The 22273-nt window shown below is 51.1% G+C and carries 24 protein-coding genes and 1 pseudogene; 9 read left to right on the plus strand and 16 right to left on the minus strand.

Annotated features, from left to right (window positions below; all coding sequences use genetic code 11):
• Window positions 1-2: 2 nt before the first annotated feature.
• Window positions 3-1160, minus strand: coding sequence for a THUMP domain-containing class I SAM-dependent RNA methyltransferase (locus EDM52_RS05265; RefSeq protein WP_122907982.1), 1158 nt, complete (start codon window positions 1158-1160; stop codon window positions 3-5).
• A 162-nt stretch (window positions 1161-1322) separates the two neighbouring features.
• On the opposite strand from EDM52_RS05265, the pseudogene EDM52_RS05270 reads away from it, so the two are divergent.
• Window positions 1323-2022: pseudogene (locus EDM52_RS05270) on the plus strand (Fpg/Nei family DNA glycosylase).
• Between the two features lie 10 nt (window positions 2023-2032).
• On the opposite strand, the gene EDM52_RS05275 reads toward EDM52_RS05270, so the two are convergent.
• Window positions 2033-2956 (minus strand): GNAT family N-acetyltransferase, encoded by a 924-nt coding sequence (locus EDM52_RS05275; RefSeq protein ID WP_245996537.1) that lies wholly within the window; start codon window positions 2954-2956, stop codon window positions 2033-2035.
• A gap of 127 nt (window positions 2957-3083) precedes the next feature.
• On the opposite strand from EDM52_RS05275, the gene EDM52_RS05280 reads away from it, so the two are divergent.
• Complete coding sequence (locus EDM52_RS05280) at window positions 3084-3476, plus strand: 2Fe-2S iron-sulfur cluster-binding protein (RefSeq protein ID WP_122907983.1); 393 nt, start codon at window positions 3084-3086, stop codon at window positions 3474-3476.
• A gap of 13 nt (window positions 3477-3489) precedes the next feature.
• On the plus strand, window positions 3490-4131 hold the full coding sequence (locus EDM52_RS05285) for a thiamine diphosphokinase (RefSeq protein ID WP_122907984.1): 642 nt from the start codon (window positions 3490-3492) through the stop codon (window positions 4129-4131).
• Window positions 4132-4145: 14 nt separating this feature from the next.
• Here EDM52_RS05285 and EDM52_RS05290 read toward each other — a convergent pair whose 3' ends face one another.
• Window positions 4146-4823, minus strand: coding sequence for a uracil-DNA glycosylase (locus tag EDM52_RS05290; RefSeq protein ID WP_122907985.1), 678 nt, complete (start codon window positions 4821-4823; stop codon window positions 4146-4148).
• Window positions 4824-5082: 259 nt separating this feature from the next.
• On the opposite strand from EDM52_RS05290, the gene EDM52_RS05295 reads away from it, so the two are divergent.
• A complete protein-coding gene (locus tag EDM52_RS05295) occupies window positions 5083-5601 on the plus strand; it encodes a stalk domain-containing protein (protein ID WP_122907986.1) in 519 nt (172 codons plus the stop codon).
• Window positions 5602-5680: 79 nt separating this feature from the next.
• Here EDM52_RS05295 and EDM52_RS05300 read toward each other — a convergent pair whose 3' ends face one another.
• The gene (locus tag EDM52_RS05300) at window positions 5681-7402 is read right to left on the minus strand and encodes a GMC family oxidoreductase (RefSeq protein ID WP_122907987.1); all 1722 of its coding nucleotides are present in this window, start codon (window positions 7400-7402) and stop codon (window positions 5681-5683) included.
• A 12-nt stretch (window positions 7403-7414) separates the two neighbouring features.
• Window positions 7415-8161: a gluconate 2-dehydrogenase subunit 3 family protein gene (locus tag EDM52_RS05305; RefSeq protein ID WP_122907988.1), complete on the minus strand. Its 747-nt coding sequence runs from the start codon at window positions 8159-8161 to the stop codon at window positions 7415-7417.
• 152 nt (window positions 8162-8313) lie between these two features.
• Between EDM52_RS05305 and EDM52_RS05310 the strand changes: the two genes are divergently transcribed.
• On the plus strand, window positions 8314-9021 hold the full coding sequence (locus tag EDM52_RS05310) for a hypothetical protein (RefSeq protein ID WP_122907989.1): 708 nt from the start codon (window positions 8314-8316) through the stop codon (window positions 9019-9021).
• Between the two features lie 475 nt (window positions 9022-9496).
• On the opposite strand, the gene EDM52_RS05315 is transcribed toward EDM52_RS05310, so the two are convergent.
• The 9 genes from EDM52_RS05315 to EDM52_RS05355 form a co-directional block, all read right to left on the minus strand.
• Window positions 9497-11158: a glutamine--tRNA ligase/YqeY domain fusion protein gene (locus EDM52_RS05315; protein WP_122907990.1), complete on the minus strand. Its 1662-nt coding sequence runs from the start codon at window positions 11156-11158 to the stop codon at window positions 9497-9499.
• 106 nt (window positions 11159-11264) lie between these two features.
• A complete protein-coding gene (locus EDM52_RS05320) occupies window positions 11265-11864 on the minus strand; it encodes an SET domain-containing protein (protein ID WP_122907991.1) in 600 nt (199 codons plus the stop codon).
• Window positions 11865-12069: 205 nt separating this feature from the next.
• On the minus strand, window positions 12070-12789 hold the full coding sequence (locus EDM52_RS05325) for a glycerophosphodiester phosphodiesterase (RefSeq protein WP_122907992.1): 720 nt from the start codon (window positions 12787-12789) through the stop codon (window positions 12070-12072).
• 25 nt (window positions 12790-12814) lie between these two features.
• Window positions 12815-14155 carry an ABC transporter substrate-binding protein gene (locus EDM52_RS05330; protein WP_415783042.1) on the minus strand — a complete coding sequence of 447 codons (1341 nt, stop codon included), beginning with the start codon at window positions 14153-14155 and terminating at the stop codon, window positions 12815-12817.
• A 77-nt stretch (window positions 14156-14232) separates the two neighbouring features.
• Complete coding sequence (locus tag EDM52_RS05335; protein ID WP_122907993.1) at window positions 14233-15060, minus strand: carbohydrate ABC transporter permease; 828 nt, start codon at window positions 15058-15060, stop codon at window positions 14233-14235.
• A 21-nt stretch (window positions 15061-15081) separates the two neighbouring features.
• Complete coding sequence (locus EDM52_RS05340; RefSeq protein ID WP_122907994.1) at window positions 15082-16035, minus strand: carbohydrate ABC transporter permease; 954 nt, start codon at window positions 16033-16035, stop codon at window positions 15082-15084.
• Window positions 16035-17099, minus strand: a complete 1065-nt coding sequence (locus tag EDM52_RS05345) for an ABC transporter ATP-binding protein (RefSeq protein ID WP_122907995.1) — start codon at window positions 17097-17099, stop codon at window positions 16035-16037. Before EDM52_RS05345 ends, EDM52_RS05340 begins: the two co-directional genes overlap by 1 nt.
• 3 nt (window positions 17100-17102) lie before the next feature.
• Complete coding sequence (locus EDM52_RS05350) at window positions 17103-17765, minus strand: HAD family hydrolase (RefSeq protein WP_122907996.1); 663 nt, start codon at window positions 17763-17765, stop codon at window positions 17103-17105.
• Window positions 17743-17958, minus strand: a complete 216-nt coding sequence (locus EDM52_RS05355; RefSeq protein WP_122907997.1) for a glycerol-3-phosphate responsive antiterminator — start codon at window positions 17956-17958, stop codon at window positions 17743-17745. Before EDM52_RS05355 ends, EDM52_RS05350 begins: the two co-directional genes overlap by 23 nt.
• A 240-nt stretch (window positions 17959-18198) precedes the next feature.
• On the opposite strand from EDM52_RS05355, the gene EDM52_RS05360 reads away from it, so the two are divergent.
• The 4 genes from EDM52_RS05360 to EDM52_RS05375 all read left to right on the plus strand — a co-directional run bounded on the left by EDM52_RS05360 (window position 18199) and on the right by EDM52_RS05375 (window position 20789).
• A complete protein-coding gene (locus EDM52_RS05360) occupies window positions 18199-18570 on the plus strand; it encodes a YojF family protein (protein ID WP_122907998.1) in 372 nt (123 codons plus the stop codon).
• Window positions 18567-19229 carry a bacillithiol biosynthesis deacetylase BshB2 gene (gene bshB2 / locus EDM52_RS05365; RefSeq protein ID WP_122907999.1) on the plus strand — a complete coding sequence of 221 codons (663 nt, stop codon included), beginning with the start codon at window positions 18567-18569 and terminating at the stop codon, window positions 19227-19229. Before EDM52_RS05360 ends, bshB2 begins: the two co-directional genes overlap by 4 nt.
• 4 nt (window positions 19230-19233) lie before the next feature.
• A complete protein-coding gene (locus tag EDM52_RS05370; RefSeq protein WP_122908000.1) occupies window positions 19234-20181 on the plus strand; it encodes a helix-turn-helix transcriptional regulator in 948 nt (315 codons plus the stop codon).
• A 65-nt stretch (window positions 20182-20246) separates the two neighbouring features.
• Window positions 20247-20789, plus strand: a complete 543-nt coding sequence (locus tag EDM52_RS05375; protein ID WP_122908130.1) for a DinB family protein — start codon at window positions 20247-20249, stop codon at window positions 20787-20789.
• A 69-nt stretch (window positions 20790-20858) separates the two neighbouring features.
• On the opposite strand, the gene EDM52_RS05380 is transcribed toward EDM52_RS05375, so the two are convergent.
• Both EDM52_RS05380 and EDM52_RS05385 read right to left on the minus strand, forming a co-directional pair.
• Window positions 20859-21584 carry a nucleoside phosphorylase gene (locus tag EDM52_RS05380; protein WP_122908001.1) on the minus strand — a complete coding sequence of 242 codons (726 nt, stop codon included), beginning with the start codon at window positions 21582-21584 and terminating at the stop codon, window positions 20859-20861.
• Between the two features lies 1 nt (window position 21585).
• On the minus strand, window positions 21586-22248 hold the full coding sequence (locus tag EDM52_RS05385; protein WP_122908002.1) for a sulfite oxidase-like oxidoreductase: 663 nt from the start codon (window positions 22246-22248) through the stop codon (window positions 21586-21588).
• Between the last annotated feature and the right edge of the window lie 25 nt (window positions 22249-22273).

The following is a 22273-nucleotide window of genomic DNA, read 5'->3' on the forward strand; positions in this document are numbered from 1 at the left end:
GCTTATTCGGTTGGGGCAACCACAGATGGACGAGGGGGTCTTGGTCCAAAAAACTGATAGTAGTCTACTTTGATATTCCCGTTGTACAGCTTTCTTTTTTTGCTGGCCTGACGTCCAAAGTGCTCTTCGAACTGCTCGTCCGACGTAATGATGTAGAAGGACCAGGTATCCAGCTCAGCAAAGGTCTTACCCATTTCGCCGTACAGCCTGCTTACCTGCTTCCATTCGCCCAAACGTTCCCCATATGGCGGATTGCAGATCAGATAGCCGTATTTACGCTTGGAGCGAATATCCCGGACGTCCATGCGTTGAAAGTGAATCTGATCGTCTACACCTGCTTCTTCTGCGTTGCGGCGCGCGATCTTCAGAATCTCATCATCCACGTCTGTTCCGATAATCTCCAGCTTTTGATCATAGCGGGCCAAATCATGCGTCTCTGCGCGTGCTTCACGCCACACGGTCTTGGGAATGACCGGCCAGCTCTCGGATACAAATTCACGGTTCATCCCCGGCGCAATGTTTTGGCCGATCAATGCCGCTTCGATCGGAATCGTCCCGGAACCGCAGAACGGGTCCATGAACACGCGATCCGGCTTCCAGCGCGACAAAAGGATCATCGCCGCAGCCATCGTCTCCTTCAAGGGAGCGGTCCCAATCAAGCCGCGATAACCGCGCTTGTGCAAGCCAGGACCAGAGGTATCGATAGTCAGGGTTGCGATATCCTTGTGCAAAGCGACCTCGATCTTGTACATCGGTCCCTTCTCTTCGAACCACTCTGTCTTGTAGGTCCGCTTCAAGCTTTCTACGACAGCTTTTTTCACGATGGCCTGACAATCCGGCACACTGTACAGCGTCGATTTTACAGACTTGCCTTCTACCGGAAAAGTCGCGTCTTCCGTAATCCAATCCGCCCAAGGCAGCGCCTTTGTCTTCTCAAAAAGCTCGTCAAACGTGGTCGCTTTGAACTCCCCTATCTTTAGACGCACGCGATCCGCGGTTCGTAACCACAAATTGGTGCGGGCGATGGCAGAAATATCAGCAGAGAAGCAAACTTTCCCATTTTCCACTTCTACCTGGCTGTATCCCAGTGCTTTTACTTCCTCGGCAACTACCGATTCCAATCCAAACGTCGCCGTAGCGATCAAATCAACTTTTTGCATGCCATTTTCTCCCGTCCGTACAAATTCCTTGGGTCATACCCTTATACTATATTACCCGATTTGCTTGTGGGGTTGGTAATCCTATGTAAAAAGACGCAAAGATGGCATGGCTCGCTACATGGATGGAGAGCCTACCCATAAAAACCTGCGGGAGGATGACACATGCCAGAACTGCCTGAAATGGAAACATATCGCAAATTGCTGGAGGAAAGGATCACGGGGAAAGCATCTGCTGTTTGAATGGGAGTCCGGCCATGTCCTGCTGCTTCATCTCATGCTTGGCGGTTTTCTTTATTGGGGAACCACAGAGGACAAGCTCGATCGCAGCGCACAGGTGACGCTTTCCTTCGCTTCTCACATTCTCTACTTCCACGGATTGCGTCTCGGCTACTTGCATCTATTGACGCCGGAACAAGTGACTGAACGATTGGCTGACCTGGGGCCTGAACCGATCGCACCGGCTTTTACCTTCTCCCAGTTCACACAGCTTTTGGACAAAAAAAGAAGCCTGCTTAAAACGGCTCTCGTGGACCAGCACTGGGTAGCCGGGATCGGCAACTGCTATGCAGACGAAATCTGTTTTCATGCCGGTGTATTGCCCACGAGGCAAATTCCTGCTCTTACTTCCGACGAAAGAATACGACTGTACCACGCCATCCAAGCTGTTCTGCAGGAAGCGATGCAGTTTGGCGGGTACATGGAACCTCCGCTGTATCGCCATGATGCGCTGACCGGCGGCTACAACGAGCGCTGCCGCGTATACGACAGAGAAGGAGAGCCCTGCCCGCGATGCGGCAACACCATCGCGAAAAGCATGCTCTCCTCCCGTAAAGTTTTTGCCTGCACGCGTTGCCAGAAGTAAACGCTCGTTCTCAACCCTTCACTTCTGCACCTTGTTCAAGCTTTTTGACCATGTATACCTGCTCAGTTTCGGATGGACCAAAGCCTGCACTCTCCAAGACACCCAGGAGCAGCTGCTCCTTAGATGGCAGGTTGAAGGTTGTACGGCGGCAATCCAGCTCATGGGGAGCATATAGCTGGTTCAGCGCCAGGCGAAGGATGTTCTCTGCATCCGGGTGATCAGGCATGGCCACGCATTGCCGCAAAGCGATCACGGTTACCTTACCTTCTTCGTTCAGCATGCGTTTGTACATGGCATATCCCACTGTCTGACCCTCATGGTCATCGATCAAAATGACCTCCGCATCACGCAGGCTCATCCACTGGTTTTGCCAAGGCGCATCCGCTTGGTAGAAAGAGAGCTGCGCTGCCTCCTGAGCGATGCCCGTCCGCACGCGATAGGATTCTGCATGCTTGACCCTAAAAGCGTCTGCTGGCAAAGCACCTGTATGCTGCCAAAAGAGCAATTGATCGATTACATCGTAGCCGAGTTGTTGATACAGGGCGATTGCTTTTTCATTTTTGCTGATCGCCTCCAAGGTGGCGTCTTCAACACCTGCTTCCTGATAAAGCTCCAATGTTGCTTGCATGAGCTGACGTCCCACACCCTGACGCCGATATTCGGTTGCCACACCTGTACCGCCGTTCCAGGCTATTTTACGACCGTTGATCGTGCGCAGGCCGCTTGCTACCAGTCCAATCGGCTCATCACCATCGTACGCCACGACAGACAGAGAAATCGTATAGCCCTCTGCCCCCAAACGCTGCACAATGTTCTCTTCTGTCATCGAGACAGGGAAAAAATAACCTTCGAATCCTCTGTTCCAGGCTTTGGTGATTTCAGCAATCGTACAATCACTCATCCGCTTAATGGTAATCAAGGTATCACCTTCCATCGATTTTGGTAAAATAATTTTAATCGATAAAATCATAAAATTCAATCATTTATGTATGTGCTGCCCTGACTGTCCCTTCACCCTTTGGCATGATAAGATGGTAAAAATTCGTTTTTGGGAGGTGCCTATGCGCAAAGGACTTACTGTAGGCTCGCTCATCCCTGGAAAGTCTAGAACCGTTGCTTCTGAGCTGCCATCGCACCATGACAAAACGGCCCCCGTCGCGAAAACAAACGATAACCCACGGATGGTACGCCTCAAACAGCGCAATCAGGAGCATTCGATACCTTTCGTACCGGGCGCAACGCTACTCGATGCGGCTCTTCAACAAAAGGAAGCGCTCGATTACAAATGCAAACAGGGACATTGCGGCAAATGTACCGTACAAGTCATTTCCGGCATCAGCCTGCTGGGCTCTCCTACTGAACAGGAACGGACTAAACTGGGAAGCAAAATTGCGATGGGCTATCGTTTGGCTTGTCAGACTACTTTTGCTACCCCCTACAACGATAAGAGATAAGGATGGCTTTTGCATGACATCAAAACGCATTTTGCTATTTGCAGGCGGTAATCTGGGAGAGTGGGCAATCCGTCATATACAGGAACATGACGTGCTCGTCGGGGTGGACAGAGGGGCCTGGTTTCTCATTGAGAACGGCATCTCCCCCCACCTTTCCATCGGAGATTTTGACTCCGTCACACAAGAAGAAAAAGATCAGATCAAGTCAAGCAGCCAACAGATGACTGACTGTGACCCGATCATGAAGGATTTGACGGATACGGAGATGGCTCTTCATTGGGCCATAAACCAAGAGCCGGACGAGATTCTGATGATCGGCGTATTAGGCTCTCGTTTCGACCACACCTTGGCCAACGTTCACCTGCTGGCTAAAGGACTGCATGCCCGGATCAGCTGCCGAATCATCGACGCCTTCAACGAAATCCGGCTGATTACAGACGCTTGCACCGTCAGTCAGGATGATTTTGCCCATCTCTCGTTATTGCCCCTCAGTCAAGAAGTCACGGGCATTACCTTGGAGGGCTTTCAATATCCGTTGGAAAATGCCACTCTGCGCATCGGTGACACGCTGGGCATCAGCAATATCCTGATCGAGCCAATTGGACGAATCTCCCTGAAGACCGGGCAGCTTCTCGTGATCCGAAGCAAAGACTGAACATCCTCTCTGCCTTACGGATTGAGCGGCAGCTGCCAGTCGATTGGGGTCATGCCTTGGGCACGGAGGAACTCATTGGTTCGTGAAAAAGGGCGGCTCCCCAAGAAGCCCCGATGCGCAGAAAACGGACTTGGATGCGGCGATTCGATGATCAGATGCTTTTTTCGATCAATAAAGGAGGCTTTCTCCTGCGCGTGCTTTCCCCAGAGGATAAACACCAGAGGAGTCTCCCGTTCATTCAACCGATGAATTACTTGGTCGGTGAATATCTCCCACCCCAGTCCTTTGTGGGAGTTCGGATTGCCGTCTCGCACCGTGAGGACCGTATTGAGCAGCATCACGCCTTGCCTGGCCCAGTGGATCAGGTACCCGTGAGCAGGAATCGTGCAATTCAGGTCGCTCTGCAGCTCCTTGTAGATATTTTGCAAGGAAGGCGGAGGCTTGATCCCCGGCTTTACAGAAAAGCTGAGTCCGTGTGCTTGTCCTGGGCCATGATAAGGGTCCTGTCCCAGAATCACCACCTTGGCTTGCTCGTAGCCAGTCAAATGGAGGGCGTTGAAAATATCGAACATGTCCGGATAGACAGTCTGATTCTGATATTCTTCTTTTAAGGTTTGTCGCAGCTTCACGTAGTACGGCTTGGTGAACTCTTCAGCCAGTACCGTAGCCCAATCATTTTTTAATTTCGACATTTCTCGATCTCCTAATCTCTTCATCTCTCTACTCCTCATGATACCGTTGATCCAGACAGGATAAAAGTATCTTTACGCATACCTGCTTTTCTAGGACTTTTCCCTCAACAAGCCCGCTTCTCTATCGTTTTTAGGCTAATCTCCCTAGTACCCTCGTTTGATAGCTGACTTCGGCGATTTTTGCCATAATGTTCATAGTACAAAAGTCGACAAATGCTGACTTGGCAGATCGACGGGTTACGGGGAGAGATTCGCACTTATGAAATGGGATATGAAATCATTACTAGGGGGCATCGTCATCGGGTCGGTGCTCTTTTCAGGGATTGCTATGGCAGCTCCTATTTTTCCCGATGTATCGGAAGCAAAACAAACACCTTTTACCTACTACTTTGAAGGTGTTCCCAAATCGCCTGCCAGCGATGTCCAAGGCATCATGTACAAAAACTCCGTCTACGTACCGATTCGTTTCGTGGCAGAGAATCTGAACAAACCGGTCATTTACGATGCGCGCACGAGATCCATCTACATCGGCAAGCTGCCAGCAGGCAAAATGTACTCCAAGCTGGAAGCCATCGAGCTGGTCAAAGGCAAGTTCGCTGGAAGCATCACACCAGCCCATGTAGTCGAGTACAGCCACGATGACGATAAAGGGCATTACGTCATCCATGTCTATCAAACCCACATCAACAACTTCCAGTCGGGTGACAGCTACACCAGCACCTACGGCTGGTTCGTCGTCAATCCGAATAGCGGAGAGATCAGATCCTTGTTGCAGTAAAAAAAAGCAGCGAACCCTCACCATGGGTCGCTGCTTTTTCTGTGTGATTGGCACTTCACTTACCCTGATTCAAGCGAGCTTACACCAACAAACCGCCGCCACTCTTGCTGTACTTCAAAATTCCCTCTGCCGCGCGATACGACAGCGCCCCCATTGTCCCGGTCGGATTGTAACCGCTGTTGTGGGCAAAGGCAGAAGCACCGACTACAAACACATTCTCAGCGTCCCACATTTGCAGGTAATGGTTGACCGCAGACGTCTCCGTTGATGCGCCCATGATGACGCCACCGGTATTATGCGTGGACTGGTAGGGCGTGATGTCATACGGCCCGAGCTTCCGGTTGATTTCGATCTTGTCTGTGGCACCCATCGCCTTGATAATCTCCCCGCATTTGTCCGCACAGTACTGAGCCAATTGCCTGTCCTGTTCTTCGAAGTCATAGGTAATGCGAATAAGTGGGTCACCAAATACGTCCTTGTAAGTAGGGTCCAGATCCAGAAAATGATGCCGGAATGGCATGGAGGCACCTTGTGCACCTACTGATAGTACACGGGTATAGTATTTGATGGATGCCGCTTTGAATTCTTTCCCCCAGCTTGGCGTGCCAGCAGGTACCTTGTTATTTGCGATGGGACGCTGGCCCGTCTGGGAAATGGCGATATTGGCTCCGTGAATAAAATTCAGATCAGAGTGATCGAAGTTGTCACCATTGAAATCGTCAATACTCATTCCCAATGCTCCAGCGCCAGCGAACACGTTGAATTCCCTGTCGTCAAAAAAGCCGACAGCACCGCCGCGAATCACCTGATACGCATAGTTCTTTCCAATGACCCCTTTTCCTGTATTCGGATCATAGGGACGTCCCAGTTTGGACAGCAGCAACAGACGTGAATTGTTGAACACATAACTGGTCAGTACCACAATGTCTGCTGGCTGTTCAATCTCTTCACCCGTCGTCACGTCGGTATACATGACCCCAGTGGCCTTGTTGCCGCTGTGCAGAATCCGGCGTACGTGCGAATGGGTGCGAATCTCAAATTTCCCCGACTTTTTGGCAATAGGGATAACCGTAACGACGGGGTCTGCCTTGGCGCCATACTCACAGCCAAAACGCTCGCAAAATCCGCAGTACTGGCACGCGGCACGGGAAACCCCGTCCGGATTGGTATACGCTTCCGACAGGTTGGCCGACGGCATCATAAAGGGATTCAGTTTCAATTTTTTCGTCGCTTCACCAAACATTCTCAAGGCAGGAGTCGTCTTCATCGGCGGAACAGGGTACGGCTTTGAACGCTTGCCGCCCAGCGGGTTCTCCTCCCCGGCAATGCCAGCCATTTGCTCAAACCGATCGAAATAAGGCTCCAGCTCATCATAGGTGATGCCCCAATCCTGAATGGTCATCCCGTCCGGAATCTTCTTTTCTCCATATCGTTCGATGGTCTTGCTGCGAATCTCAAAATCGTACGGCAGGAATCGAAAGGTTTGTCCATTCCAGTGAACGCCGGAACCACCCAAACCCGTTCCCAGCAAGAAAGACCCGTATGATCGCATCGGCAATGCCCGGACGTTGGTCTTGCTGCGAAACGTGATGGTCTCTTTGGACAAATCCTGCATCATTTCGTAACGCAGGGCATACCGGAGCTCATCGTGCACCATGAAGTAATCTTCCGTTTTTCGCTCCTTGCCACGCTCCAAGCCAACCACATTCAATCCCTGCTTGGTCAGTTCAGAGGCGATAATGCCTCCCCCCCATCCTACGCCTACCACGACCACGTCTACCTTCGGCAATTTTCTCGCCATCCTTGACACCCCTTATCCGTGTTGATGATCACGCAAGCTCAATGGCTCCATTTTGGCGAATTCATCCTGCTCGATAATCTGCGTATACGCCATCTGATTTCCTGGGAATTTTTTCATTCTCCAGCCGTCCATGTTTTTGTTGCCCCCGTACAGAGGGTCAGCATATACGCCTTCAAGCGTGGTGGCTCGAAGCATGGCAAAAAAAGCACTGGCTGAGATCGTGGTGAGCTTCACCTCGTCTGTTTCAAATGCTTTGAGCACTGTATCCTGCTGCTCTGGCGTCAACTCGTAGAATCGAGCGTTGTGCAAGCTGTTGCTGTAGTTGTTCATTTCTTGAATGCCAATATCAAAAATCTCACGCCGCTTCAATCGGCCCTGATATCCCTGGGTAACTTCACCGGGATAAAACGGACCTTGCATATAGTCGCGGGCGTTAAAACCCCATTCACCAGCCAATTGGTGATCGATGAAATACGCAGCGCCCAGCGCTTTGGCCCCAGGTCCAAGCTCATCCTCCGGGTAAATGCGTTCACAAGCCGCATCCACGACCTTGAATTGCTCCGGAGAGAAATACATCAGCGCTTGATTGAAATCGGCTGTCGGAGCAGGCGTTTCACCAGGCTGTTGTGGTGCCTGTTGTTTTCCCAGCAAGCTCCCTGCTACTCCACCTACGACCAATCCACCAAGAACCAGTCCGGAATTTTTCAAGAAGCTTCTGCGCGATACAGGCTGTTCTTTACGATCATGCTGTTCCAACACTACCACCTCCAGTTGTCTCTATTCTTCTTTTTGTGCATATTTTCGACAGGATAAACAGATACTGAGCAAAATTTTCCAAACAACTGAACCACTGTGAAGATGAGGTCGGTTTTTGGGAAAGCATCAGGTAGAACTCACTGGAGGGATCATTTATGAAACGCATACCCAACTGGGTAGGAACTGGTAGTATAGGTTTACTTCTGCTCCTGACTGCTTGCAATAACAACCAGGCTACACCACCACAGCAGCCTCAGACACAATCGATGAATCACGCAGCGCATATGGGACAGCATGCAGATACTGTGATCCCCAGTGTTGATCGTGACAAGCGGCTGACGACCAACAACTACGGAACGACTTTTAGCGGGATGGGCACATCAGTCTACAGCAACATTGGCAGCTCCAATCTGCACGGAGGAGGACCCTCCACCAGCCTGGAAGCACGCCTCCAAGCAGCCGGCATCCACGGTGTGCAAACGCTGATCCTCAACGATGTCATTCTGGTCTGCCCGACTTCTGCCAACACCACTTCCATTAATCAAATGGACCCGATGCAATCCCATCTTCTCTCCAGTTTTTCGGGCAGCTCTGCTCGCGGTGGCGAAAATGGCAGCGGAACTGCGGGAACTGCTGGAACTGCTGGAACCCTGGGAGCGAGCGACCGCAATCATACGCTCACACAAGCACGTACTCAGATCGAAAGAATTTACGGCTCAGAAGCTAAGGTTTGGACCATTACTTCCAGCAAAGGCATACAAGCATTTGAACAAGTAAAAAAACAAATGCGTGACAACAAAAAGGACGAAAATATGGTTGGGCAGATCAGCAATCTCCTGCGTGAAGCAAAGCACCAGCCATAAAACATTAGAAAACTTGGCTACGCCAAGCTTTTGGCGGAGCCTTAGTTGCACTTATACTATCTTCCGCTAATCTTTTTAGCGCTTTAGCGCACTTAAACTTTCCGATAGTATAAAAAAACCTCTACCGAAGCCTCCTCAGTGAGGAGCGACCGCGTTTTGCGGAAAGTTTTTATGCGCTCCAGAATTTATAAGCGACGCTTATAAATTCCTATACGTTGAAAAAGGGACAAGGCATCTGCGCTTGTCCCTTTTATTTGTCATAAAAAATGATCAGGTCAAATCATGAAAAAAACGCAAAATCTCATCGATCGTCTCGCGTGGGCCCGTCACCATCAGCACTTGTCCCCTCTTTTTCCCAGCGTTTTACCTGCTCAAAAACGGAATGTCTCACAATCCCACTCCCTCCAATCGAAAACACGCCGCCGTGCACGAAATCTCATGCACAAGCAGCGTGTCTACACAAGCTTTATGAGGATTATGCTTTTGGAAGTTCAAACGAGCTTTTCAGGGAAACAATCCGGTTAAAGACCAGCTTGTCCGCGGTTGTATGCTTCGTATCTACGTTGAAGTACCCATGACGGAAAAACTGGAACTTGTCTTGTGGCTTTGCTTCCTTCATGTTCGGCTCCACAAAGCCTTGCACGATTTCCAGCGAGTTCGGATTGATGTTGTCCAAAAACGTGCCTTCCTGATCTTCTTCCTCGTCCAAAATCAATGGCTCGTACAGACGGAATTCCGCAGGAACCGCTTGTGTCGCTTCCACCCAGTGGATGGTTCCTTTTACCTTGCGCCCAGTAAAGCCGCTGCCGCTCTTGGTTTCCGGGTCATAAGTGCAGTGAATTTCCACAACGTTGCCTGCCTCATCCTTGATCACATCATTGCACTTGATGAAATAGGCGTGCTTCAGTCGAACTTCATTGCCTGGGAACAGACGGAAGTACTTGCTTGGCGGATTTTCCATGAAATCATCCTGCTCGATGTAAATCTCGCGGGAGAACGGAATTTGTCTCATGCCCATTTCCTCGTTCTCCGGATTGATTTCCGCGTCCAGCATTTCCACTTGCCCTTCTGGGTAGTTCGTGATGACCACCTTCAACGGGTTGAGTACGGCCATCGTACGAGGGGCCTTCAGCTTGAGATCCTCGCGAATGAAGTGCTCCAGCATTTTGGAATCAACTGTACTGTTGCTGCGGGCAACCCCGATTTCACGGGCAAATGTACGAATCGCTTCCGCTGTGTAGCCCCGTCTGCGAAGACCTGCGATGGTAGGCATCCGTGGATCGTCCCAGCCATCTACTACATTTTCGTCGACCAATAGCTTCAGCTTCCGCTTGCTCATCACGGTATTGTTCAGGTTCAGCCGGGCAAATTCGTATTGATGCGGTTCACTCTCCATCTCGCACTCCCGGATCACCCAATCATAAAGCGGACGGTGATCTTCGAACTCAAGTGAACAGAGGGAGTGCGTGACACCTTCAATCGCATCCCCCAGCGGATGGGCAAAATCGTACATCGGATAGATGCACCAGGCATCGCCCGTATTGTGATGATGCGTGTGCGAGATACGGTAGAGAACCGGATCACGCATATTGTAGTTGGGAGAGGTCATGTCGATCTTGGCGCGAAGAACCTTTTCTCCGTCCTTGAACTCGCCTTTGCGCATCCGGTCGAACAGGTCCAGGTTTTCCTCCACAGAACGGTTGCGAAACGGACTGTCCACGCCTGGCTCTGTCAATGTGCCACGCAGCTTCCGCATCTCTTCTGCGGAGAGATCATCTACGTATGCTTTTCCTTTTTTAATCAGGAGCACCGCTCGGTTGTACATTTCCTCGAAGTAGTTGGAGGCAAAAAACAGCCCGTCCCATTCGAATCCAAGCCACTTCACGTCTTCTTTGATCGCCTCTACAAATTCGATATCTTCCTTGGCGGGATTGGTATCGTCAAAGCGAAGATTCGTTCTTCCATTGAACTCGTCCGCCAGCTCAAAGTTCAGGCAAATCGCCTTTGCATGTCCAATATGAAGGTATCCATTCGGCTCTGGTGGGAACCGGGTAATGACTTCACTGACCTTTCCGTTTTCCAGGTCTTCAATCACGATATTTCGGATAAAAGAGGATGACGCTACCTTGTTTTCCAACTGAAATCAACCTTTCCCTTCACCTTTACACTCCATAATACTTTATTCGGCACGCATAGTTCAACAAAATAGGGCCGTTATCCGGCCCGATTTATTCCCGCTATTCCTACTTCCGCCATTCCGGCTGGCAGTAGAGATGGAGAATAGAATCAATTTCCGCATGCTCCTCTACGATCGCCCGGATCTTCTCCTGATGCTCGGGACGGATCAAATGCTTGAGCGGCTGCTCTACTTTTGGAAAATGTCGGAACGCTGACGCTGCGATGCGATCCCACAGCTGGTAATAACGAAGCAAATCGTCGGGCATTACCCGAGAGCGGGTCGTACCCTCTTCAGGCAAACATTCAAACGGTTCATCCAAATTTAGCGTTCCGTAATCGTCCGTCAGTTCTTCGCCTGGCATAATATCCCTCGCTGCCAGCTCGATATCGTACATCGTCCCCACACAGGTCGCATGAAAGCTGTGATTGACATATCTGGCTTTATCCCAGCAGAGAATGTATTGGCCCAACTGATTCTTAAAGGAGTACTTGTGTACATCCTGTTTTCGCAATGGGTCCAGTCTTTCCACGAAAGACGGCTCCAATACCTGGTCCAGATCATCCAACGCCCAGACGATGGTCCCTTTGGGAATGAATCGGGTAGCAAACACACCGTAGCCAATCTCATCATTGATGTACCGAAGCTCTGTATCGGGATGCATCATGAACATTTCACTCCTTGGCCACTTTGCCTGTAGTTTTTATCATCATAAGCAAATGGCGCTCAGGAGGTGTATGAAAGTCGAGTAAATCCAGCCTAATACTACGGATTAACCAGCAACTGGTTCGCCGGCGACAGACCAGCAGATCGTAACCCGAGGAAAAAGAAAAGCCGCCGGACTTCCCGCTCCGACGGCTTTTTCCTATTTTCTAAACAAGCTCCAGCATGCGATCAGGATGGTTCGTACATACCTGTACTTCAGGATGCCACGACATGACGATTTGCATATCTCTTGGCTCGTCGATCGTCCAAGCGATCACCTTGTAGCCTTTTTCCAGCGCCTCGCAAGCGAGCTCTCGGGTCAAATACGGATAGCCCATAGACAGGATATTGGCGCCCGCTGCCTCCAGCTGCTCCAGCATGAGAACAGGACGTCCCAACACAATCAAACCTGTCACAACCTGAGCATCCAGCTGGCGGACCTGGCGAATCAGATCGTGGTCAAAGGAAGTGATGTACACCTCATCCTTCATCTCATAGCGCTCCAACAGCTCCAACACTTTCTCTGCTATGCCTGGGTACATGTCACTGGTCGCCTTCAGCTCGATATTGAGCGTGCATCGACCTTTGACAGCTTGCAGAGCTTCTTCCAGCGTAGGAATGCGCTCTCCTGCAAATTTTTCGTCAAACCAGATCCCTGCGTCCAGCTGACGCAGTTCTTCCAGTGTGTGATCCATCACGAGACCGCTTCCTGAGGTCGTCCGATCCAGCGTAAAATCATGGATGAGAACAGGAACGCCATCACGGGAAAGCTGAACATCAATTTCCATCCCACCGATAGCCGGTTCAGCCAGGGCCAAACGAATCGCTGCCATCGTATTCTCCGGTGCTTTTCCAGACCAGCCGCGATGTGCCATGCAAATGTTCATCTTGATCGCTCCTCATGCTTTCACGTTATTTTTTCAGCAGCTTTTGCCCTTTTTCATCCGCTTTTTGCAGCGCTTCTTCTACTGTCGCCTGACCCATCACTGCACGTTGAAGCTCGGTCATGATCACTTCCTGCAATTCTTTATAGCCAGGAACCATCGGACGCGGGGAAGCGTACTCCAATTGCTTGACCGCTACCTGGAAGTTCGGTTCTTTTTCATAAGCCGCTTTCATCTCCGCAGATTCCACCGCTTCTGTCGTTACAGGCATATAGCCGGATTCCAGGGAGAATGGTACCGTTTGGGCCGTGTCTGTCATCCAGTTGATAAATTCCCAGGATGCTTTTTTCTCTTCATCGGAAGATTTTGCCAGTACAACCAGGTTGGCCCCACCAGTTGGCGCTCCGTAATTCTTATTCGCTGGCAGGAAAGCAGCCCCTACTTCAAATTTCGCATTTTCCTTCAGTCCTCGCAAGTCACCCGTAGAAGTGAAAATCATCCCTACCTGACCGTTCAGGAAGTCTTGCTTCGCTACATCCCAAGCATTGTACTTTTCACCAGGAGGTGCTTTCATAATTCCTTCTTTCAGCATACTTGTCCAGAAGGCGATCGGTGCTTTCCCTTGTTCACTATTGATCGCCAAAGCTTTGTTGTCTTCCGTCAAAATGCTGCCGCCGCTTTGGAACACGAGCGCTTCGTAGAACCAGATATCGATCGCAGTCGAGAAGCCGTAGGTGCTCGTTTTGTCCCCTTCCTTCTTGGTCAGGGCCTTGGAGAATTCACGCAGCTCTTCCCATGTTTTCGGGCCTTCCGGATCCAGACCTGCTGCTTTCAACATGTCGCGGTTCAGATAAAGCAAAGGTGTCGAGCGGTTAAAGGGGATCGCGTACAGCTTATCCTTCCAGTACGAGTTTCCGAGCAGGCCGGGAATGTACTTGCTCTCCGCACCATTCGTGTACGGACCCAAATCCTCCAATACCTTCGCGTCGGCAAAAGCACCGATGGAACCTACCTCTACCATCGTGACGTCAGGCTGGTTGCCGGCCGATACCGCCGCCAGTACCTTGGAGTGGTTTTCGTAGTAGTTTCCTTGGTAAGCAGCCTTCACCACAATATCCTTATGCGTTTCGTTAAACTTCTTTACCATTTCCTGAATCATTTCCCCGTTGCGTCCGCCAAGCGCATACCAGAAATCGATTTCCACGGGCTTGTCGCTTGCCGGTTGGGCGCTTGCTGTAGTTTGCGCAGGAGCAGCCGTATTCGTCGTACCCTGATTGCCCCCACTTGCTTGTTGATTGGTGCCGCAGCCAGCCAAAATGGCCGTCACACTCAGTACACATGCTACCATTGATGCTTGGAACTTTTTCACGAAAATTTCCTCCTTTTTCATGGCGAAACCTCTGCATGTTTTTATGTGCTCGCGAACAGCTTTGACTGCCCGCGTTCTTACTTGGATTGGTAGACAAATGCGTTGATGATATGACGTTGTGCGAAGAAGAACACGACCAGAATCGGGAATACCAGCATCATGTTCCCTGCCATGATCACATTCCACTGCTTGCCTCCTTCAGCTGCTTTGAGCATCGAGATTCCGATGGGAAGCGTTCTGACGCTGTCGCTATTGGTCATGATCAACGGCCAGAAGTAATCGTTCCAGTGATAGATGAAGCTGAACAGACCGAACGTAACCAGCACGGGCTTGGCGAGCGGCACCATGATCGTCCACATGATTTTCCACTCGGAAGCATTGTCCAGACGTGCTGCCTCGATCACCTCATCTGGAACCTGCATGAAGGACTGCCGAAGCAGGAAGATTCCGAATGCACTCGCTCCAAAAGGCAGGATCAGCGCCCACAGCGTGTCGACCAACCCCCAGTGACTCATCTGTACATAGACCGGCAAAAAGATTACTTGCGATGGAATCATCAGCGCGATCAGGCTGAGGCCGAACAGGGCGTTTTTTCCTTTGAAGCGATACCGGGCAAATGCATATGCTGCCGGCACTCCGATCAGAAACTGCAGGATGAGCGTTCCTACAGCTACGACCAAGCTGTTCCACACATAGGTGAGAAACGGCCCAGAACTCCAGGCTTTGCGGAAATTCTCGACCTGCCAGGATTCTGGCCACCAACTAGGCGGAAACTGGTACACTTCCGGCATCGTTTTAAAAGCAGTCAGAAACATCCACAAAAACGGGAAGACGAATACGAGTCCTACGCCGATCAACAAGATCCACTCCACCATTTTCAAGGTGGTTCTTCCTACGTGTCCCATACGCTCATCTCCTTTCCTGATTTATTGATAGTGAACGCGTTTACCCATTACCCGGAAATGCAGGAAGGTCAGGATTCCGACCAGCCCCAGCAGGATGACAGAAGCCGCTGAAGCAGCACCGCCGTTGTAGAAGTCCATTCCTTGCTCGTAGATGTAGAACACCAGCATGTTTGTGCTATTGATAGGTCCGCCTTGGGTCATGACGTAAATCGTGTCGAACACCTGAAACGAAGAGACCGTATTGATTACCAGCAGGAAAAACAGCGTGGGCGAAAGCATCGGGATGGTGATTCGCGTCAACGTTCTCCACCAGGGAGATTGATCCAGGTCAGCGGCTTCATAGATGTCTCGCGGAATGCTTTGCATCCCTGCAATGAAGACGAGCGTGTTGTAGCCGACTCCCTTCCAGATGCTGACGAGAATCAGCGATATCATCGCACTCTTGGTCTCAGCCAGCCACGTGTAGCCAGGCAAGCCGACCATTTCCAGCAAGGCGTTCAACAGTCCATACTGCGGGTCCATGAGCCACATCCACAGCATCGCGACAGACACGAGCGAGATGATATGAGGACTGAAGACAGCCGCCTGTATCACGCCGTAGACCTTCGCTTTTTTGTTGAGCCATAGCGCCAGCAAAAAGGAAAGCAAGATGCCTAAAACGACGGTCGAAACGGTGTACACGAGAGAGTTCCATAGGACCTGATGGAAGTCTGACTCCGCCAGTAATGCGCTGTAATTTTCAAATCCGACCCAGTCCATTTCCTCCAGATTCAATAAGGTCCAGTCAAAAAAGGAAAGGTAGATGACATAGGCGATCGGAAACAGAAAGAACAGAAAGAAAAAGGTCAGGGCTGGAGCTACATACAGATAGGGACGAAGGCGCTCCATCCAGGCCTGCGTGACGCCTGCTCGTACCTGCTGCTTCGTCGGATTGCTTATACCCGAAATTTGCGGAGCGGCTACTGCTTTTCGCATCAAACCATCCCTCCAGCCAGCGTGGGAGCAGGCTTCCCTTCCCGGCGCTGTACGCGATTGCCGCTATCACGGTCGAATTCATAGATATGGGAGTAAGGCACACAAACTTGTACACTCGTTTGCAGCTCTACGGTCTGATCGGTGTCCATCTTGACCACAACGCGACCTTTCCCGGTCTCCACGTAGTAGAGAGAGTCCGCACCCAAAATTTCACGGGAGACAATGCTGCCGCGCAGCGTAATCATCTCATTGGTCGATACAGTTGTGACGGCATCGGACATGATCAAAGCCTTTTCCGGACGAAATCCCCAGAGCGTCTGGCTGTCATTCTCCGACGGGATGATGTTCATGGCAGGAGATCCTATGAACTGGGCAACGAATAGATTTTCCGGCTCCTGATACAGATCCATCGGTGCTGCCACCTGCATGATGTTTCCTTCGCTCATCACGACAATCTGATCACCCATCGTCATCGCTTCCACCTGATCATGCGTCACGTAAATGAAGGTGCTGCCCAGTTGTTTATGCAGGCTGGTCAGCTCCACGCGCATCTGGTTGCGCAGCTTGGCGTCCAGATTGGACAGCGGTTCGTCCATCAAGAACACCTTTGGTTTTTTCACCATCGCTCGCGCCAGTGCCACACGCTGACGCTGTCCACCTGAGAGCTGGGATGGCTTGCGTTTGAGATACGGGGTCAAACCTACGATTTCCGCGATCTCCTCGACCAATATCTTGCAATCCTTCTTGGAGGTTCCGCGATTGCGCAAACCATAGGCAATGTTGTCGTACACATTCATCGTGGGATAGAGAGCATAGTTTTGAAAAACCATCGCGACATCCCGTTTCCCTGGTGGCAGCTGATTGACCACCTGATCGCCAATCTGGATTTCCCCGCTCGTCACACTTTCCAGGCCGGCAATCATCCGAAGCGTGGTCGACTTCCCGCAGCCAGATGGTCCTACCAGAACGGTAAAGGAACCGTCCGGAATGACCAGATTCACTCCTTTTACCACCGTTTGATTCTGAAAGCCTTTGGTAATCTGGTTCAGTTCCACTCGTGCCATCCCTTATCTCCCTCCTTTGGTTTGGACAGTCAAAAGTTCGGCAACAAACGTGCGAAAATCAGGATAACGGTACGTAGGGATCACATATTTCCACTCTTCACATCCGTACCATTCCAATACCACGGAAGGCACATCTGCTTCCCAGGCAGCGACTACATCATAATGGCTGTCTCCGATCATCATCGCCTGCTCAGGCTGTTTGCCCATCAGCGTCAAGGCACGCAGTACAGGCTCTGCAGAAGGCTTGCCGCGCATGACATCATCTACCGCCACCACGACATCGAAATAAGAATCGATGCCCGCCAGCTCCAGACCTGCTACTGCAAATTCGCGCTGTTTGTTGGTCACTACACCAAGCTGATATCCAGAAGCCTTCAGCTGCTCCAATCCCTCTTTGACTCCGGGAAACAGTTTGGTATGACGAGCAAGGTTTTCCCGTACGTATGCAAAATAGAGATTCAATACATCCTGTTTGTTCATTTCCCCGGCAGATTCCGCTACAACTGCAAGAAAATCGTCAAAGGATTCTCCAAAGCGTCCGAGCAGATCTTCACGGCTGAACTTGCCAGGTGCGTACCTTTCTGCCGTGAAGGCCACGGCTGCAATCACTGCGTCTCGACTGTCCAGCAATGTACCATCCAAATCAAACAACAGGGCTTGGGACATGGTGTACATTCTCCTTCCATAAAGTGGGGGATCCCACAGAAACTGCGATGGCTCCGCTGTTTAAGGCAATATGCATTTGATCTCGTGTTCGAAGCAGGCCACCGGCTATAATCGGGGTGTCCAGCACCCTTCTGTACTCTTCGATCATTTCGGGCAACAAGGCTGGCATCAGCTCGACAGCAAAAAACCCCATGACATGTCGTTGCCAAAGAACTTCCGAGGAAAGTGCTTGGTAAAGATGTCAGGGGTTTCTCCATGTCTCCACCCTTTTGGGAACATTCACTTGTTACTTCATATGGTAGCTGGCGTACGTTAAGAGGACGTGAAGGAGATGTAAACAAACCTCGTTGGTTTTGTAAAGTGCCGTTTCATCTTCTTTTTCTCATGCGAAGAGATAAAATAGGAATATCGACGTTATGCTAGGAGGGAAATCATGCAGCCGATCTCGCCTGAAAAGGTACAGCCACTATTGACTCAGTTTTTCAATCGCGATGTTTATCTCCATCTGGAAACAACCAATGGCTCCTACGCCGTTCTGCGGGGAGAAAAAACGATTTCTGTCGGTTCTTTTGTGCGCAATGTGGTAGTGCGCTTTGAGCGCGGCATGATCACCGGAAACGGCCCTTATCGTGTCGGCCTGAAGATGGAGCATGGCTGGATCTATGCGGAGGGTCTCACGGATTGGGAGCCTGACAGCTCGGAGCACTGTTTGCTGCTGGCTGGTCACGATGAAGAAGGCCGTCTGACCATTGCCTTCCAACTCAGCGTCACGCCATTCGGCGCGGAAAGCGGGGAAAACGCATGAAGCCACGTGTACTGCTAGTCTTTCCTCACCCAGACGATGAGACGTTTAGCTTGGGCGGAACCATTATCATGCATGCCCAAGCCGGGGCCACGATTACTTATCTATGTGGAACACTGGGAGAAATGGGACGCCAGATGGGCAGTCCGATCACAGCCAACCGAGAGACATTGCCGCAAATTCGCAAGCGGGAGCTGCAGGAGGCATGCCGGCATCTGGGCATAACCGATCTGCGTCTGCTGGGATACCATGACAAAACCGTAGAATTCGAAGACAGACAAGCGATGGCAGACAGGATTTTTCAGGTCGTGCAGGAGATTCAAGCGACAGTCGTCTACACGTATTACCCCGGACATTCGGTTCATCCCGACCACGAGGCGATGGCGGAAGCGACGATCGAGGCACTCCAACGCATTCCTTTGAATGAGCGCCCCACCCTTTACTGTGTTGCCTTTTCCAGTAACCATCTGCAGGTACTGGGCGAGCCAGATGTCGTCGTGGATATTGCCCACGTGGCAGACGGCAAGCTGAATGCCATCAAAGCACACTATACCCAGTCAGCTCGAACACTTGAAAAATACTTGGAAGACGCAAACAATCCGAATGCAGAGCTAAGCCGCTTTTTGAAAACAGAACGGTATTATACGTATCGCTGGACGTAGGGATATGAACAAAACAGACCGGATGTTAGCAATCGTGCTTGAGTTGCAGCGTAAGGAGCTGCTGCGCGCGGAGGATTTGGCAGCGATTTTCGAAACGAGCGTCCGCACCATCTACCGGGATATTCAGGCATTAAGTGAATCAGGCGTTCCGATCATAGGAGCGACTGGAATCGGTTATTCCCTTGTGGACGGCTATTTTTTGCCACCTGTCAACTTCACGGCGGAGGAAGCGGTGACCTTGCTGATCGGCACTGATTGGATCGAACAGCATTTTGATGCCGGATACGGTGCCAAGGCGCAATCATCCCAGAAAAAGATAGAGGCGATTCTTCCCCAAAGTGCGCGTGAAGAAGTCGAACGTATTCGTTCCACGATGAAGCTAGTCACCGCCAACGGCTACCAAATCTCAGACGACGAGCTGAGATTTATGGAGCTGATTCGTAGCGCTCTGATCGAAAAGCGCAAGGTGAGCTTTCATTATGTAAAAAGCCTGCCTGAAGCAGACGGGAATCGCCACAGCTTCCGGGTCGTAGCGCCTTATGGGCTGGTTCTCGTCCAAGGTACATGGACGCTTCTCGCTCATTGTGATCTGCGCAACGAGCTTCGCCATTTCCGTTTGTCTCGAATGAAAGAACTCACCCTGCTACAGGAAGAGTATCGTCTTCCGGATGATTTCCATTTGAAGCAATACAAACCGCCTGATGACCGGAATATCCAGGTGCGCATCCTCGCAGATACAAGCATCCGCGATAAAATGATGGAAAGCAGAAACTTCTTTATGGAGAAGATCGAGGAGCATCCTGATGGGCTGCTCGTCAGCCTGCGCGTTCGTCACCCCGAAGATTTGTTGAAATGGGTGCTCGGCTGGGGTGGGGATGTCGTGGTCCTCGAGCCGGATTCCCTGCGCAAGTTCGTTCGTGAAGAAGCCCAAAAAATGCTGGAACGCTACTGACATACCGGTGTCAGTAGTGTTTTTTTATACTGGGGCTACCAAAGCAAAAGGAGCTGGCAGTGATGATGAATACACGCGAAATCATAAAGCAAGTGGCTGAGCACTCAGATCTATACCTCCGTGAGGTCGAAGCGCTTTCCATAGAGCGATTGACATGGAAGGAAAGGGACGAGGACTGGTCGCTTGGACAGATGTATTGGCATCTGATCAATACCGCGCTGTACATGCAACTGAGTAACGTAGAAACCTGCATCTCAAAAGAACAACACCCCGCTGTTTTGAATGCTGGAAAATCCGAGGTGGGTGAAACCGTATTTTCCCAAGGAGCCATTCCTCCCATCCGCATTCAGGTTCCAGCGTCACCTCAATATACGCCTCTGCAACCAGAGAGCAAAGAGCAGATCGTCAAAGGCTTCCAGACGGTGCTGCAACGTATGGAGGAAACAGCGCCGCGATTGGATGCCCGTACATCTCTCCATAAAGTGATGCATCCCGGATTCGGTGCGCTGGATGCTAGGGAATGGTTTGCGTTGATTGAAATGCACTACCGTCATCATTTCTTGCAGCAGGAACGGTTGAAAAACGCCTGGACAAGTTTGCAAGCATGAAAGTAGAAAAAAGCCGAAGACCTTCCTCTTGGGAGGTTCTTCGGCTTTTTCGTTCTTCATTCTACCTGATCATATCTCAACCTGAATCACCGCATCGAGTGCAATCGATGCCTCTGCTTCAATCGCTTTGGCCATTTCCTCTGTATGTGGGTTGTAGCTTTCCAAAAGGTCTGCATCCGCGTAGCCGTCTATCGCAAGAATCGAGCCTGCTTTTACACCTCTGAGCGCACAGATCACGAACAGCGCGGAATTTTCCATCTCCACAGCCAGTACACCTGCTTTTTGATACAGCTTGTGCGGGAATTCCAGCACGCCGTTGTAAAAAACATCCAGAGTTAGCGTGATGCCTTCTGCCACCTTGAGATTGGCCTCATGCTTATTCGCCGCCTGTGCCAGTGCTTCGACCACATGGCGGTCCGCCACTGCCGGGAATCCTGCTGGCACCAGTTGGCTGGTTAATCCGTCCTGACGAGCCACCGATGAGCTGATCACCAGACTGCCAGGCGTTATCTCCTTCTGGTACGAACCAGCCGTACCCACGCGAATCATCACCTGTGCGCCGCCCTTTGCCAGTTCCTCGAAGCAGACTGCCGCCCCAGGCGAACCTACGCCATGACTGACTACGGCTACTTCGACGCCTTTCCATGTCCCGGCATAGCTGTGATATTCCCGGTTTTCCCCGACACTGCGATAATCCGTCAGCTTGGACGCAATCAGCGCTGCTCTTTTCGGATCGCCGCAAACGATAATACGCTTGGGTAGTTGCTCTGGATCTACTTTCAGATTGGTCAGCATCTTAATCAAACTCCTTTTTCTCCCACTCGTCTTCTGGAATCGGCAGGGCTTCACCGGAGAAGCGCTCCTCCAGGAATGGATCTCCGTTCATATGAAAGCCGTTTTGTTCCCAGAAGCCAGGCTTGTTTTCCGTGATGAATTCGATCCCGCGCAGCCATTTCACACTTTTCCAGAAGTACAGATGCGGAACGACCAGGCGCAAGGGCCAGCCGTGCTTGTCAGTAAGCGGTTCTCCCTCGAATGAATGAGCCAGCAGGACATCATCCCGATCCAGATCGCTCAGAGCCAGATTGGCAGTATAGTCGTGATCGCCGTGAAGCATCACGTATGAGCTGTGTGGCGTAATTCCGATGGCCTGCATGAATTCGCGAAAGCCCACGCCTGTAAACGCATTGTCAAAACGCGACCAGCGCGTGACGCAGTGAATGTCGCGCGTCACGGTCTTCTGCGGCATCGCCAATATATCAGCGTAACGCAGGGTTACTTCCCGGTCCACTTCCCCAAACACACGCAGTGTCCATTGCTCCATGTCGTATTCCGGGACATCCCCTTCATGCAAAATAGGGAATCGCTCCGTCAGTACTTGCCCAGGCGGCAATCGTCTTGCCAGCGCCGGGTCTACTGCTGGAACCTTCATTCGTTTGATGCGATCTGCTTTGTTCATGCTGTTCCTTCCTCCTTTTTCCTGT

Origin of the sequence: Brevibacillus invocatus (assembly GCF_003710915.1) — a bacterium.
GTDB lineage: Bacteria > Bacillota > Bacilli > Brevibacillales > Brevibacillaceae > Brevibacillus > Brevibacillus invocatus.